Genomic DNA, 13,835 nt, shown 5'->3' on the forward strand with positions numbered 1-13,835 from the left:
AAACAACAGCCAGTGCGGGGCGATCCTGACTACTGACGCCTGCCGCGCCCGGTCAGACCTCGGCAAATCCGCTGCTGATGGCGTCGCGGGCTTCGTAGGCGGCGCGTACCGGTGCGAACGAGCGCCGGTGAATCGGCGTCGGCCCCAGGCGCGCCAGGGCTTCGAGGTGCACCGGCGTCGGGTAGCCCTTGTGCCCGCCAATGCCGTAGCCGGGGTAGATCAGCTCGAACGCCGCCATCTCGCGGTCACGGGTGACCTTGGCCAGGATCGATGCCGCGGCAATCGCCGGCACCTGGCTATCGCCCTTGACCACCGGCGCCGCCGGTACCGACAGCTGCGGGCAGCGGTTACCGTCGATCAGCGCCAGTTTCGGGGTGACGCTCAGGCCTTCGACGGCACGTTGCATGGCCAGCATGGTGGCGTGAAGGATGTTGAGTTGGTCGATTTCCTCGACCTCGGCGCGGGCGATGCAGAAGCTCAGGGCCTTCTCACAAATTTCGTCATAAAGCTTTTCACGCTTGGCTTCGGTGAGCTTCTTCGAGTCGTTGAGCCCCAGAATCGGCCGCTGCGGGTCGAGAATCACCGCCGCCGTCACCACCGCGCCGCACAGCGGGCCACGGCCCACTTCGTCGACACCGGCGACCAGGTCCTCGACCAGGTTGAAGTCCAATCCCATTTGCATCTATCGGTTTTCCAGCAGGGCCAGCACCGCGTCAGCTGCCTGGTTCGAGGCATCGCGGCGCAGGGTACGGTGAATCTGGTCAAAGCCTTCGGTCTGCTGCACACCGCCGTGCACCAGTGGCGCCAGGGTCTGGGCCAGGGCCTCAGCAGTGGCAGCTTCCTGCAGCAACTCGGGCACCAGCATGCGCTGGGCCAGCAGGTTGGGCAGCGACACGTAGGGGCTTTTTACCAGGCGTTTCAAAATCCAGTAGGTCAGCGGCGCCAAGCGGTAGGCAACCACCATCGGCCGCTTGAACAGCAGCGCTTCGAGGGTGGCGGTACCTGAGGCGATCAGCACCGCGTCGCAGGCGGCCAGGGCCTGGTGCGAGCGACCGTCGAGCAGGGTCACCGGCAAGTCGCGGCCCTGGAGCATCTGCTCAAGCTGGGCACGGCGCTCGGCATTGGCACACGGGGAAATAAAACGCACCCCCGGCACCAGCTCGCGCAAACGCTGGGCGGTATCAAGGAACAGCGCGCCCAGGCGCCCTACTTCACCGCCACGGCTGCCGGGCATCAGGGCAACCAGCGGGCCGTCGGCCAGGCCCAGCTGTTCACGGGCAGCAGCCCGATCGGCGTCCAGCGGAATGCTGTCGGCCAACGGGTGGCCAACGAAGCGCACCGGCACGCCCTTCTCTTCATAGAATTTGGCTTCGAACGGAAACAGCGTGAGCATCAGGTCGCAACCTTCGCGAATCTTCAGCACGCGCTTCTGCCGCCAGGCCCAGACCGACGGGCTGACGTAATGCACGGTCTTGATCCCGGCCTTGCGCAGGTTCAGTTCGATGTTGAGGGTAAAATCCGGGGCATCGATGCCGATGAACACGTCCGGGCGCTCGGCGACCAGGGTCTGGATCAGTTCCTTGCGGCGCTTAAGCAGCTCGCGCAGGCGCCCTAGCACCTCGACCAGGCCCATCACCGCCAGGCGTTCCATGGGGAAGTACGAAGTCAGGCCTTCAGCCTGCATCAACGGCCCACCCACGCCAATGAAGCGTACCTGCGGATGACGCGCCTTGAGCGCGCGCATCAACCCGGCGCCGAGAATATCGCCGCTGGCCTCACCTGCCACCAGCGCTACACAAAGCTCGGCCATGTCAGCGGGTGATGCCGCGGGTGGAGTTCTGGATCGACTTGAGGAACACGTCGACTTCAGGGAACTGGGTAGCCGGCTCGGCCAGCTCGGCGATCGCCTGCTCGACAGTCAGGCCCTGGCGGTAGACCACCTTGTAGGCGCGGCGCAGGGCGTGAATGGCGTCTTCGCTGAAACCACGACGGCGCATGCCCTCAAAGTTCATGCTGCGCGCTTCGGCCGGGTTGCCGAACACCGTGACGTAGGCCGGAACATCCTTGCCGATCGCCGTGCCCATACCGGAAAAGCTGTGGGCACCGATGTGGCAGAACTGATGCACCAGGGTGAACCCGGAAAGGATCGCCCAGTCATCGACATGCACATGGCCAGCCAGCGCGGTGTTGTTGACCAGGATGCAATGGTTGCCGATGACGCTGTCGTGGCCGATGTGGGCATAGGCCATGATCAGGTTGTGATCACCCAGGGTGGTTTCCGAGCGGTCCTGCACGGTGCCACGGTGGATGGTCACGCCTTCGCGGATCACATTGTGATCACCGATCACCAGGCGCGTGGCTTCACCCTTGTACTTGAGGTCAGGGGTGTCTTCGCCTACCGAAGAAAACTGGTAGATGCGGTTGTGCCGACCGATGCGGGTCGGCCCTTTGAGAATCACGTGCGGACCGATCACGGTCCCCTCGCCGATCTCGACCCCGGCACCGATGATCGACCAAGGGCCTACCTCGACACCGTCGGCGAGCTTCGCCGATGGATCGATGATTGCCCGAGGGTCAATCAAACTCATAGTTTGCGTTCCGCGCAGATGATCTCGGCCGAGCATACCGGCTTGCCGTCGACCGACGCCTGGCACTCGAACTTCCAGATCTGGCGCTTGCAGCTGATGAACTTGGCCTCGAGGATCAGTTGGTCACCCGGCAGCACCGGCTGGCGGAAGCGCAGCTTGTCGGAACCGACGAAGTAGTACAGGGTACCGTCCGCAGGTTTGACGTCGAGCATCTTGAAGCCGAGGATACCGGCCGCCTGGGCCATGGCCTCGATGATCAGCACGCCCGGCATGATCGGGTGCGCCGGGAAGTGACCATTGAAGAAAGGTTCGTTGATGCTGACATTCTTGTAGGCACGAATGCGCTGGGCCTCGACGTCCAGTTCCACCACCCGGTCCACCAGCAGGAACGGGTAACGGTGAGGCAGGTATTCGCGAATCTCGTTGATGTCCATCATTTCGGGGGGAAGCCTGTAGTAAAGATAGGGAGCGCCGGTTTTCACACGGCGCTCCTTTAGCAAATCAAAGAGTCAGTCTAGGGCTGTTCGCTCTTGATCAGGAAATGGTATCAGCCTTCTGATGAAGCTTTATCGCCAGAGGTCACGGCGGCGAGACGCTTTTCCAGTTGTTGAAGGCGTTTTGACATCTCATCCAGCTGGCGAATTCGCGCGGCGCTTTTGCGCCACTCGGCCAGCGGCTGCATCGCCGTACCGGAAGAATAAGCGCCTGGCTCGGTAATCGAGCGCGTCACCATGGTCATCCCGGATACGAAAACGTTGTCGCAGACATCGATGTGTCCAACCATGCCGACACCGCCGGCAATGGTGCAATGCTTGCCGATCTTGGTGCTGCCGGAGATCCCGACACACGCCGCCATCGCCGTATGATCGCCGATCTGCACGTTATGGGCGATCTGGATCTGGTTGTCGAGCTTGACCCCGTCACCGATGCGGGTGTCGGCCAGTGCGCCGCGGTCGACCGCAGTGTTGACGCCGATCTCGACATCATCGCCGATGCTCACGCCGCCGATCTGGGCGATCTTCTGCCACACGCCCTTCTCGTTGGCAAAGCCGAAGCCTTCGCCGCCGATCACTGCGCCCGACTGAATGACCACACGCTTGCCGATACGCACGTCGTGGTACAGGGTCACCCGCGGGGCCAGCCAGCCGCCCTCACCGATCACGCAGCGCGCGCCGATGAAGCACTGGGCACCGATAGTCACACCCGGGCCGATCTGCGCACCGCTCTCGATCACCGCGCAGGCACCAATGCTGGCGCTGGCATCGACCTGGGCATCGGCGGCAACCACGGCGCTGGGATGAATTCCCGCTACAGCCCTGGGCTTTGGATCGAACAGGTGGGAGATGCGCGCGTAGGCGAGGTACGGGTCGGGAACAATCAGGGCGTTGCCGGCAAAACCTTCGGCGTCGGCCGGCTTGAGCAGGATCGCCGCCGCCTGGGTTTCACCCAGGTACTTGCGGTACTGTGGGTTGGCGAGGAAGCTCAACTGCCCAGGCCCAGCTTCCTGAAGGGTTGCCAGGCCAGTGATTTCCAGCTCCTCGGGGCCACTCAGGGTGGCTCCGAGGAACTCGGCCAGCTGACCGAGTTTCATGGTCACGGTCATGATCAACGGGACTGGTTCATGCGCTCGATGACCTGGCGGGTGATGTCGTACTGAGGTTTGACATCAATGACCGCGCCACGCTCGAGAACCAGGTCGAAACCGCCTTTCTTGATCACTTCTTCAACTGCGCCATCCAGCTTGGGCTTCAGTTGCTTGAGCATTTCGCGGTCGGCCACGGCCTTGGACTCGTTCAGCTCCTTGGACTGGAACTGGAAGTCACGGGCCTTTTGCTTGTATTCAAGCTCCAGGCGCTCGCGCTCTGGCTGGGCCATCTTGTCGCCACCGGCACGGATGCGGTCGGCAATGCCCTTGGCGCTGCTTTCCAGGTTCTTCAGCTTGGTCAGCTGCGGGCCGAATTTCTTCTCGGCATCGACGGCGTACTTCTTCGCCGCGTCCGATTCGAGCAGGGCCATTTGATAGTTCAGCACAGCAACCTTCATTTCGGCGAAAGCCGGGGTTGCGATCAGGGTCGCAGCCAGTACTGCCAGTTGAGTCAACTTACGCACGATGCACTCCTACAGAATCCGTTGTCGTTAGCAAGGGGCAGACCTTAGAAGGTCTGGCCCAGAGAGAATTGGAACACCTGGGTATCGGCTTCGTCCGGCTTCTTCACCGGCATTGCCAGGCTGAAGCTCAACGGACCGAGCGCGGTAATCCAGGTCACGCCCAGGCCGACGGAGCTGGCCAGGCCCGACAGGCCGACCTTCTCGCAGTCCGGCTTGGAACCGCAGTTGGTGTCGAAAACGTTACCCACATCCCAGAAGACCGAGGTGCGCAGCGAGCGTTGGTCCTTGACGAACGGCAGCGGGAACAGCAGCTCTACACCACCCTGGACGAGAACGTTACCACCAAATGGCAGCGGGTCCTGATCCGGGTCGGCGATGGTGCCCTGGTTACCGGTGACATCCGCGCCACGGCTCGGGGTACTGCGTGGACCGAGACTGCTGTCCTTGAAGCCACGAACCGAGTTGAAACCACCGGCGTAGTAGTTCTCGTAGAACGGCAGGCCCGAGGTACCGCCGAAACCGTCACCATAGCCCAGTTCGGTGTGCAGGCGCAGGGTGTAGTCGTTATTGATCGGCTTGAACAGCTGGCCACGGTAATCCAGCTTGAAGAACGACAGGTCGCTACCCGGGGTGGTTGCTTCCAGCACCAGGCTTTGCGAGTGACCGCGAGTAGCCAGTACGCCCTTGTTCAGGGTCGACTCGGACCAACCGGCCGAGGCCTTGAAGTTCAGGTACTTGTCGCCTTCTTCGTTAACGAACTTGAAGATCTCGTCAACGGTGTACTTACCGGTCTTGATCTCGTCCTGCTGTACGGTCAGGCCGAAGGTCAGGCGCGAGGTTTCGCTGATCGGGTAACCGACGCTGACACCGGCACCCAGGCTGTCGACCGCATAGCTGGCCACGTCGACGTCGAGGTCATCGTAGTCGGTGGTGCGATAGAAGGCGTTGTAGCCCAGGCTGACGCCGTCGGCAGTCCAGTAGGGGTCGACATAGCCGAAGTTGTAACGGCTCTGGTATTCACTGCGGGTCAGGCCCAGGGAAACCTTGTTACCGGTACCGAGGAAGTTGTTCTGGCTGATCGAACCACCGAGGATCAGACCTGCGCTCTGAGCGAAACCGACGCTGGCGGTGATCGAACCGGAGGCTTGCTCTTCAACGCTGTAGTTGACGTCGACCTGGTCGTCGGTGCCCGGAACGGCCGGGGTCTCGACGTTGACTTCCTTGAAGAAGCCCAGGCGCTCCAGACGGGTCTTGGACTGGTCGATCAGGTAGGTCGACGCCCAGCCGCCTTCCATCTGGCGCATCTCACGGCGCAGCACTTCGTCCTCGGACTTGGTGTTGCCACGGAAGTTGATGCGGTTGACGTAGGCACGCTTGCCCGGGTCGACCACAAACATGATGTCGACGGTGTGGTCTTCGTCGTGCGGCTGCGGCACGCCGTTGACGTTGGCGAAGGTGTAGCCCTCGTTACCCAGGCGACGGGTGATCAGCTCGGAGGTGGTGGTCATCACCTTACGCGAGAATACCTGGCCAGGCTGTACCAGCAGCAGCGACTTGACCTGGTCTTCAGGCACCTTGAGGTCGCCGGAAAGCTTGACGTCACGAACGGTGTACTTCTCGCCTTCGTTGACGTTGACGGTGATGTAGACGTGCTTCTTGTCCGGGGTGATCGACACCTGGGTGGAAGCGATGTCCATGTTGATGTAGCCGCGGTCCAGGTAGTAGGAACGCAGACGCTCCAGGTCACCGGAGAGTTTTTCGCGGGCGTACTTGTCATCGTTCTTGAAGAACGACAGCCAGTTGGTGGTCTTGAGCTCGAACAGGCCGATCAGGTCTTCATCAGCGAAGACGGTGTTGCCGACCACGTTGATGTGCTGGATGGCAGCAACGGTGCCTTCGTTGATCTTGATCTTCAGGCCCACGCGGTTGCGCGGCTGCGGCACCACTTCGGTGTCGACCTCGGCCGAGTAGCGGCCCTGGGCAACGTACTGGCGTTGCAGTTCGTTGCGCACGCCTTCAAGGGTGGCACGCTGGAAGATCTCGCCTTCGGACAGACCGGACTGCTTCAGACCCTTCATCAGGTCTTCAGTGCTGATCGCCTTGTTGCCTTCGATCTCGATGCTCGACACCGAAGGACGCTCGACCACGGTAATGATCAGGACGTTGCCGTCCCGGCTCAGTTGGATATCCTGGAAGAATCCGGTCTTGAACAGGGACCGGGTGGATTCCACCAGGCGCCGGTCATCGGCCTCATCGCCGACGTTCAATGGCAAGGCACCAAAAACGCTGCCCGCGGAAACCCGCTGCAGACCATTGACACGAATATCGGAGATGGTGAAGGACTCGGCGTGAACTTCAGCGATCATCAGTACGGCGAGAACCGCAGTTAGCAGCAGACGTTTCATGAAGTCCTTTCTTATTCCAACTGGCAATAAACGACCCGCCGCGGGACGCGGCAGGTTCGCAATTGAGCGAAGCTTTACAGTCGACCCAAATCGTTGATCAGGGCAAGCAACATCACCCCGACTACCAAACTGATACCGATCTGGATCCCCCAACCTTGCACCCGATCCGAGAGCGGACGACCACGCGCCCACTCGATCAGGTAGAACAGCAAATGCCCCCCATCCAGTACAGGAATGGGCAACAAATTAAGAACCCCCAGGCTAATGCTCAGGTAGGCGAGGAAATTCAGGAAATCTCCAACGCCGGACTGGGCCGAAGCGCCCGCCACTTTAGCAATGGTTATCGGTCCGCTCAAGTTTTTTACCGAGAGCTCGCCGAACAGCATTTTCTTCAGCGATTCGAGGGTCAGTACGCTCATGTTCCAGGTGCGTGAAAGCCCCTCCCCCACAGCCTCGAGCGGCCCATAGCTGACCTCGCGAAGCATGGCATCCGGCCATTTCACCGCCTTGACCCCGGCCCCGAGGTACCCCGTGGCCGATTGGCCTTCGCCACGGCTGGCCAGGGTTACCGGCAGCTCCAGCGGCGCGCCGTCACGCTCGATACGCAGGACAATCTTGCTGCCAGCGCGGCCACGCACGGTATCAACCACTTGTTGCCAGTCGTTCAGCGCCTGGCCGTCGAGGGCCAACAGACGGTCGCCGGTCTTAAGCCCGGCGGCCTGCGCCGGGCCCTTGGGGTCGAGTTCAGCCAGCACCGGCGGCAACGCCGGGCGCCACAGGCGCAGGCCCAGGGAGCGGATCGGGTCGGGCTCGTCGGCGCCCTTGAGCCAGTTGTTCAGGGTCAGCACGTGGGGGCTGTCGACGCTCGCACCCTCTTCCCGCACGCTGATGTGCAACTGGCCGCTCTCGCCCAGGCGACGGATCAGTTGCAGGTTGACCGCAGCCCAGCCACTGGTCGGTTTGCCATCAATGGAAACAATTTCCTGGCCTGCCTTGAGCCCGGCCACCTCGGCAATACTCCCGGCCTCGACCGCACCAATGACCGGGCGCTCCTGCTGGGTGCCGACCATGGCCAGGATCCAGAAGAAGAAGATCGCCAACAGAAAGTTGGCCACCGGGCCCGCCGCCACAATTGCGATACGCTGGCGCACCGATTTGCGGTTGAACGACTGCTCGACCTGGTCGCGTGGCACTTCGCCTTCGCGCTCATCGAGCATTTTCACGTAGCCGCCCAGCGGGATCGCCGCGACCACGAACTCGGTGCCATGGCGGTCGTGCCAGCGCAACAGCGGCATGCCAAAACCCACGGAGAAACGCAAAACCTTGACGCCGCAACGCCGGGCCACCCAGAAGTGACCAAATTCGTGAAAGGTGACCAGCACACCCAATGCCACCAGGGTGCCGATAATCATGTAGAGCGCACTCATGTCTCTCTCCGAATGACGTTCAGCGGCACCGGGCCTGACGCATTACTGCGCCAGACCTCAGCGGCCGTGATGAGCCAACCATTGTCCGGCCAGTTGCCGCGCGCGCTGATCGGCGGCAAACACCGCATCGAGCGACTCGACCGCAACCACCGGCTCCTGATCGAGCACTTGTTCGATCATACTCGCGATCTCGGGGAAGCGGATGCGCCGCTGGAGAAATGCCTCCACCGCCACTTCATTGGCCGCGTTGAGCATCGCCGGCGCACTGTTGCCTGCCTGCGCCGCCTCGCGGGCCAGGCGCAAACACGGAAAACGCTGCTCGTCCGGGGCCTTGAAGTCCAGGCGGGCAACCGCGAACAGGTCCAGTGGCGCCACCCCCGAATCGATCCGCTCCGGCCAGGCCAGGGCATTGGCGATCGGCGTGCGCATGTCCGGATTGCCCAGCTGGGCCAGCACCGACCCATCGACATAATCGACCAGCGAGTGGATCACACTTTGCGGGTGCACCACCACCTCGACCTGGCCGGGCCGGGCATCGAACAGCCAGCAAGCCTCGATCAACTCCAGGCCCTTGTTCATCATGCTTGCCGAGTCGACGGAAATCTTGCGGCCCATCGACCAGTTCGGGTGGGCACAGGCCTGCTCGGGGCTGACATCCATGAGCTCGGCCATCGGCGTTTCACGAAACGGCCCACCGGAGGCGGTCAACAGTATACGGCGCACGCCGACCTGGGCCAGGCCGCGGGAGTAATCACCCGGCAGGCACTGGAAGATCGCGTTGTGCTCGCTGTCGATCGGCAGCAGTACAGCGCCACTGCGTCGCACTGCCTGCATGAACAAGGCGCCGGACATCACCAGCGCTTCCTTGTTGGCCAGCAGCACCTTCTTGCCCGCCTCGACCGCCGCCAGGGTCGGACGCAGGCCGGCGGCGCCGACAATCGCCGCCATCACGGCATCGACCTCGGCAGCGGCGGCGACCTGGCACAAGCCCTCTTCGCCGACCAGTACCTCAGTAGCCGAACCCGCTGCTGTCAGCCCCTCGCGCAGTTGCTGTGCAGCCTCGGCCGAAGGCACCACGGCAAATACCGGGGTGTGACGCAGGCACAGGGCCAACAACTCCTGCAAGCGCGAATAGCCGCTCAGGGCAAATACCTGGTAACGATCCGGGTGACGGGCAATCACATCGAGGGTGCTAAGACCAATGGAACCGGTCGCACCCAGTACGGTAATACGCTGCACGCCGCTCACATCACGCCCCAATTGGCTGCCCAGAGCAGCACCGCAAACACCGGGATCGCCGCAGTGAGGCTGTCGATACGGTCCAGCACGCCGCCGTGACCGGGCAGCAGGTTGCTGCTGTCCTTGATCCCGGAGCGGCGCTTGAACATGCTTTCGGTCAGGTCACCCACCACCGATACCAGCACCACCACGCCTGCGCCCAACAAGCCCAGCAACAGCTCGCCGATGCTCCAGTCACGGTAGATACCCACCGCTGCGGTAATCACCAGGCTCAGGGCCAGGCCGCCATAGACGCCTTCCCAGCTCTTGCCCGGGCTGACCTGCGGGGCCAGCTTGCGCTTGCCGAAGGCACGGCCGGAGAAATACGCACCGATATCCGCCCCCCAGACCAGCACCATGACCGCCATGATCAGCCAGTTGCCCAGCGGCCATTGCTTGAGCAACACCAGGCCTTGCCAGGCCGGCAGCAGGATAAGCAAACCGATCAGCAAGCGGCAGGCCACGCTGGCCCACAGCTCGCTGCTGCGCGGGTAGGTCAGCACCAGCCAGGTCGCCAGGCCCCACCACAACACCGACGCGCCCAATACCCAGGGCGCCAGTTCCGGCATCAGGTAGAGCAGCATCAGCAGCCCCGCGACTACAGCCGCGTACGCCACCCGCAGGGCCTGGCCGACCAGGCCGGCCAGGCGCGCCCATTCCCAGGCGCCAAGGGTCACCACCACGCCGATGAACAGGGCAAAGTCGCCGCCGTTCAGCAGGAAGAAGCCACACAGGGCGATCGGCAACAGGATCAGCGCAGTAATGATGCGTTGTTTAAGCATTAAGCACGGGCTCCAGCTTCGACCTGCTCGCTGGTTTTCCCGAAGCGGCGCTGGCGCGAAGCGAAATCGGCCAGCGCAGTACGCATGGCCTCGTGTTTGAAGTCCGGCCAGAACAGGTCGGAAAAGTACAACTCGGCATAGGCCAGCTGCCACAGCAAGAAATTGCTGATGCGGTGCTCACCACCGGTACGGATGCACAGGTCGGGCAGCGGCAGGTCGCCTGTCGCCAGGCAGGTCTGCAGCAGCTCGGGGGTGATGTCGTCCGGGCGCAGGTGACCGGCCTGGACTTCCCGCGCCAGGCGCTGGGCGGCCTGGGCGATATCCCACTGACCACCGTAGTTGGCGGCGATCTGCAGGATGAATCGATTGGCGCCGGCGGTCGCCGCTTCGGCCTCACGCATGGCAGCCTGCAGCTCAGGGTGAAAGCGCGAGCGGTCACCGATGATGCGCAGGCTGATATTGTTGTCGTTGAGGCGCTTGGCTTCCCGGCGCAAGGCCGAGAAGAACAACTCCATCAACGCTCCGACCTCTTCGGCCGGGCGCTGCCAGTTCTCGCTGGAAAAGGCGAACAGGGTCAGCACCTCGACCTTGGCCTCGGCGCACACCTCGATGACCGCGCGCACCGCATCGACACCGGCCTTGTGCCCGGCGACACCGGGCAACAGGCGCTTCTTCGCCCAGCGATTATTCCCATCCATGATGATCGCGACATGGCGCGGCACCGATGGGGACACACCTTGCTTGGTCTTTTCCATTAAAAAAAGTCCCGACCCTTAAACGGCCATCAGGTCCTTTTCTTTCTCTTCGGTGGCCTTGGTGATCTGGGCCTCGGTATCTTTCGTCAGCTTGTCGATATCAGCGATGGCGCGACGTTCTTCGTCTTCGCTGATTTCCTTGTCTTTGACCAGCTTCTTCAGTTCACCCAGAGCATCGCGGCGAATGTTGCGCACAGCCACGCGAGCGTCTTCGGCCGCACTGCGCGCCTGCTTGGTGAAGCCCTTGCGGGTTTCTTCAGTCAGGGCTGGCATGGTGATCAGCAGCAACTCACCCAGGTTGGTCGGGTTGAGGTTCAAACCGGCGCTCTGGATGGCCTTGTCAACGGCAGCGAGCATGTTGCGCTCGAAAGCCACGACCTGCAGGGTGCGCGAATCTTTAACGGTGACGTTGGCGACGCCGCTGATCGGGGTGTCGGTACCGTAGTAAGGCACCATCACGCTTGCCAGGATGCTTGGGTGTGCCTTGCCGGTGCGAATCTGGCCAAACGCATAAGCCAGAGACTCCAGGGATTTCTGCATACGCGCTTGAGCGTCTTTCTTGATTTCGTTGATCATTTTTGAACTTCCTCGATCAGAGTTCCTTCAGCGCCGCCATGCACGATGTTCAGCAGGGCGCCGGGCTTGTTCATGTTGAAGACGCGCAGCGGCATCTTGTGATCGCGGCAAAGGCAGATTGCCGTCAGGTCCATCACGCCCAGCTTGCGATCCAGCACTTCATCGTAGGTCAGATGATCGAACTTCTCGGCATGCGGGTCTTTGAATGGATCTGCAGTGTATACACCATCGACCTTGGTTGCCTTCAATACCACGTCGGCATCGATTTCGATGGCGCGCAGGCAAGCGGCGGAGTCGGTGGTGAAGAACGGGTTGCCGGTACCGGCAGCGAAGATGACCACTTCTTTGGAGTTCAAGTGGCGCATGGCTTTGCGACGATCATAGTGATCGGTAACGCCAACCATGGAGATGGCCGACATGACGATCGCGGTAATGTTGGCGCGCTCAAGCGCATCGCGCATGGCCAGGCCATTCATCACGGTCGCCAGCATGCCCATGTGGTCGCCAGTGACGCGGTCCATGCCGGCTGCACTGAGCGCCGCACCACGGAACAGGTTGCCACCACCGATCACCAAACCTACCTGAACACCGATGCCGACCAACTGGCCGACTTCCAGCGCCATGCGATCCAGGACCTTGGGGTCGATCCCGAACTCTTCCGAGCCCATCAGGGCCTCGCCGCTAAGCTTGAGTAGAATGCGTTTATAGCGAGCTTGATAACCACTGCCCTGCTGAGCCATTGCGAATCTCTCCTGCGGCGTTTGAAAAAAATCTGGCGGGCTGTTTTCAGCCTGCGCGTAACTCTAGCGTGGCGCAGCTACTGCGCCAGCGAAAGGCGGTCTCGTAAACCGCTCCCGCTTTGACAAAGAGGCTGCGCGCGTGAGCGGGCAGCCTCTTCGGGGCGACAGAGGTGAATCTGTCTTATTGCTTGGCAGCAGCCAGCTGGGCAGCAACTTCTTCAGCGAAGTTGTCGACCGGCTTCTCGATGCCTTCGCCTACTTTGAAGTAGGTGAACGAAACGATTTCAGCACCGGCTTTCTTGGCCAGCTCGCCGACCTTGACTTCCGGGTTCATGACGAAGGCTTGCTCGACCAGCGAAGCTTCGGCCAGGAACTTCTTGATGCGACCGTCGATCATGTTGGCGACGATGTTCTCAGGCTTGCCCTTCATCTTCTCTTCGTTCAGCTGCATGAATACAGCCTTCTCGCGCTCGATTGCTTCAGCGGAGACTTCCGAAGGGTTGAGGAACTCTGGGTTGCTGGCAGCCACGTGCATGGCGATTTCTTTGGCCAGCTGGACGTCGCCGCCCTTCAGGACAACAGCAACACCGATCTTGTTACCGTGCAGGTAGGTACCGACAACGTCACCTTCAACGCGCACCAGGCGACGGATGTTGACGTTCTCACCAACCTTGGCAACCAGCGCTTCACGAGCAGCTTCACGCGAAGCGATCAGCGGAGCGGCGTCGGTCAGTTTTTCAGCGAAAGCCTGTTCAACGCTTTCAGCGACGAAGTTTTTGAAGTCGTCTTGCAGGGCCAGGAAGTCGGTCTGCGAGTTCACTTCCAGCAGGACGGCGGACTTGTCGTCGGCCTTGATGGCGATAGCGCCTTCAGCAGCAACGTTGCCAGCCTTTTTGGCGGCCTTGATGGCGCCCGAAGCACGCATGTCGTCGATGGCTTTTTCGATGTCGCCGCCGGCCTTGGTCAGGGCCTTCTTGCAGTCCATCATGCCTTCGCCGGTACGCTCGCGCAGTTCTTTGACCAGCGCTGCAGTAATCTCTGCCATTTCAAAATCCTCTTGGATAGGTTTTCAACCATTCCACCCGATACTGACGGGCGTTCAATTCTGTAAATCCACTTGCCAGCACTCATGCAGTAACAAGGTTGCAACGGCGATGCTGACAGGAGGATTTCAA

General features: G+C 61.6%; 14 protein-coding genes. All 14 read right to left on the minus strand.

All coding sequences use genetic code 11. The features are described from left to right. Positions 1-52: 52 nt before the first annotated feature. The 14 genes from rnhB to tsf all read right to left on the minus strand — a co-directional run bounded on the left by rnhB (position 53) and on the right by tsf (position 13,705). Positions 53-682: a ribonuclease HII gene (gene rnhB, locus UB48_RS27640; protein ID WP_045193617.1), complete on the minus strand. Its 630-nt coding sequence runs from the start codon at positions 680-682 to the stop codon at positions 53-55. Next, complete coding sequence (gene lpxB / locus UB48_RS27645) at positions 683-1,810, minus strand: lipid-A-disaccharide synthase (protein ID WP_045193618.1); 1,128 nt, start codon at positions 1,808-1,810, stop codon at positions 683-685. It abuts the gene before it with no gap. A gap of 1 nt (position 1,811) precedes the next feature. Continuing rightward, positions 1,812-2,588, minus strand: coding sequence for an acyl-ACP--UDP-N-acetylglucosamine O-acyltransferase (gene lpxA / locus UB48_RS01225; RefSeq protein ID WP_045193619.1), 777 nt, complete (start codon positions 2,586-2,588; stop codon positions 1,812-1,814). Next, positions 2,585-3,025, minus strand: a complete 441-nt coding sequence (gene fabZ, locus UB48_RS01230; RefSeq protein WP_010224833.1) for a 3-hydroxyacyl-ACP dehydratase FabZ — start codon at positions 3,023-3,025, stop codon at positions 2,585-2,587. The genes lpxA and fabZ overlap by 4 nt, the downstream gene beginning before the upstream one ends. 110 nt (positions 3,026-3,135) lie before the next feature. Continuing rightward, positions 3,136-4,197: a UDP-3-O-(3-hydroxymyristoyl)glucosamine N-acyltransferase gene (gene lpxD / locus UB48_RS01235; protein WP_176794295.1), complete on the minus strand. Its 1,062-nt coding sequence runs from the start codon at positions 4,195-4,197 to the stop codon at positions 3,136-3,138. Beyond that, a complete protein-coding gene (locus UB48_RS01240) occupies positions 4,194-4,697 on the minus strand; it encodes an OmpH family outer membrane protein (protein WP_038996736.1) in 504 nt (167 codons plus the stop codon). Before UB48_RS01240 ends, lpxD begins: the two co-directional genes overlap by 4 nt. A 44-nt stretch (positions 4,698-4,741) precedes the next feature. Then, positions 4,742-7,102: an outer membrane protein assembly factor BamA gene (bamA, locus tag UB48_RS01245; RefSeq protein WP_045193621.1), complete on the minus strand. Its 2,361-nt coding sequence runs from the start codon at positions 7,100-7,102 to the stop codon at positions 4,742-4,744. A gap of 74 nt (positions 7,103-7,176) precedes the next feature. Next, the gene (gene rseP, locus UB48_RS01250) at positions 7,177-8,529 is read right to left on the minus strand and encodes an RIP metalloprotease RseP (protein ID WP_045193622.1); all 1,353 of its coding nucleotides are present in this window, start codon (positions 8,527-8,529) and stop codon (positions 7,177-7,179) included. Positions 8,530-8,586: 57 nt separating this feature from the next. Further along, positions 8,587-9,777 (minus strand): 1-deoxy-D-xylulose-5-phosphate reductoisomerase, encoded by a 1,191-nt coding sequence (gene ispC / locus UB48_RS01255; protein WP_045193624.1) that lies wholly within the window; start codon positions 9,775-9,777, stop codon positions 8,587-8,589. After that, positions 9,774-10,589: a phosphatidate cytidylyltransferase gene (locus tag UB48_RS01260; protein ID WP_045193625.1), complete on the minus strand. Its 816-nt coding sequence runs from the start codon at positions 10,587-10,589 to the stop codon at positions 9,774-9,776. The genes ispC and UB48_RS01260 overlap by 4 nt, the downstream gene beginning before the upstream one ends. After that, entirely contained in the window at positions 10,589-11,344 is a 756-nt protein-coding gene (gene uppS / locus UB48_RS01265; protein ID WP_010224846.1) for a polyprenyl diphosphate synthase, read from the minus strand. The genes UB48_RS01260 and uppS overlap by 1 nt, the downstream gene beginning before the upstream one ends. An 18-nt stretch (positions 11,345-11,362) precedes the next feature. After that, the gene (gene frr, locus UB48_RS01270) at positions 11,363-11,920 is read right to left on the minus strand and encodes a ribosome recycling factor (protein ID WP_045193626.1); all 558 of its coding nucleotides are present in this window, start codon (positions 11,918-11,920) and stop codon (positions 11,363-11,365) included. Next, positions 11,917-12,660, minus strand: a complete 744-nt coding sequence (gene pyrH / locus UB48_RS01275) for a UMP kinase (protein ID WP_010224848.1) — start codon at positions 12,658-12,660, stop codon at positions 11,917-11,919. Before pyrH ends, frr begins: the two co-directional genes overlap by 4 nt. Positions 12,661-12,841: 181 nt before the next feature. Next, positions 12,842-13,705, minus strand: a complete 864-nt coding sequence (gene tsf / locus UB48_RS01280; protein WP_045193627.1) for a translation elongation factor Ts — start codon at positions 13,703-13,705, stop codon at positions 12,842-12,844. Positions 13,706-13,835: the final 130 nt, after the last annotated feature.

It is taken from the genome of Pseudomonas sp. 2(2015) (assembly GCF_000955865.1).
Lineage (GTDB): Bacteria > Pseudomonadota > Gammaproteobacteria > Pseudomonadales > Pseudomonadaceae > Aquipseudomonas.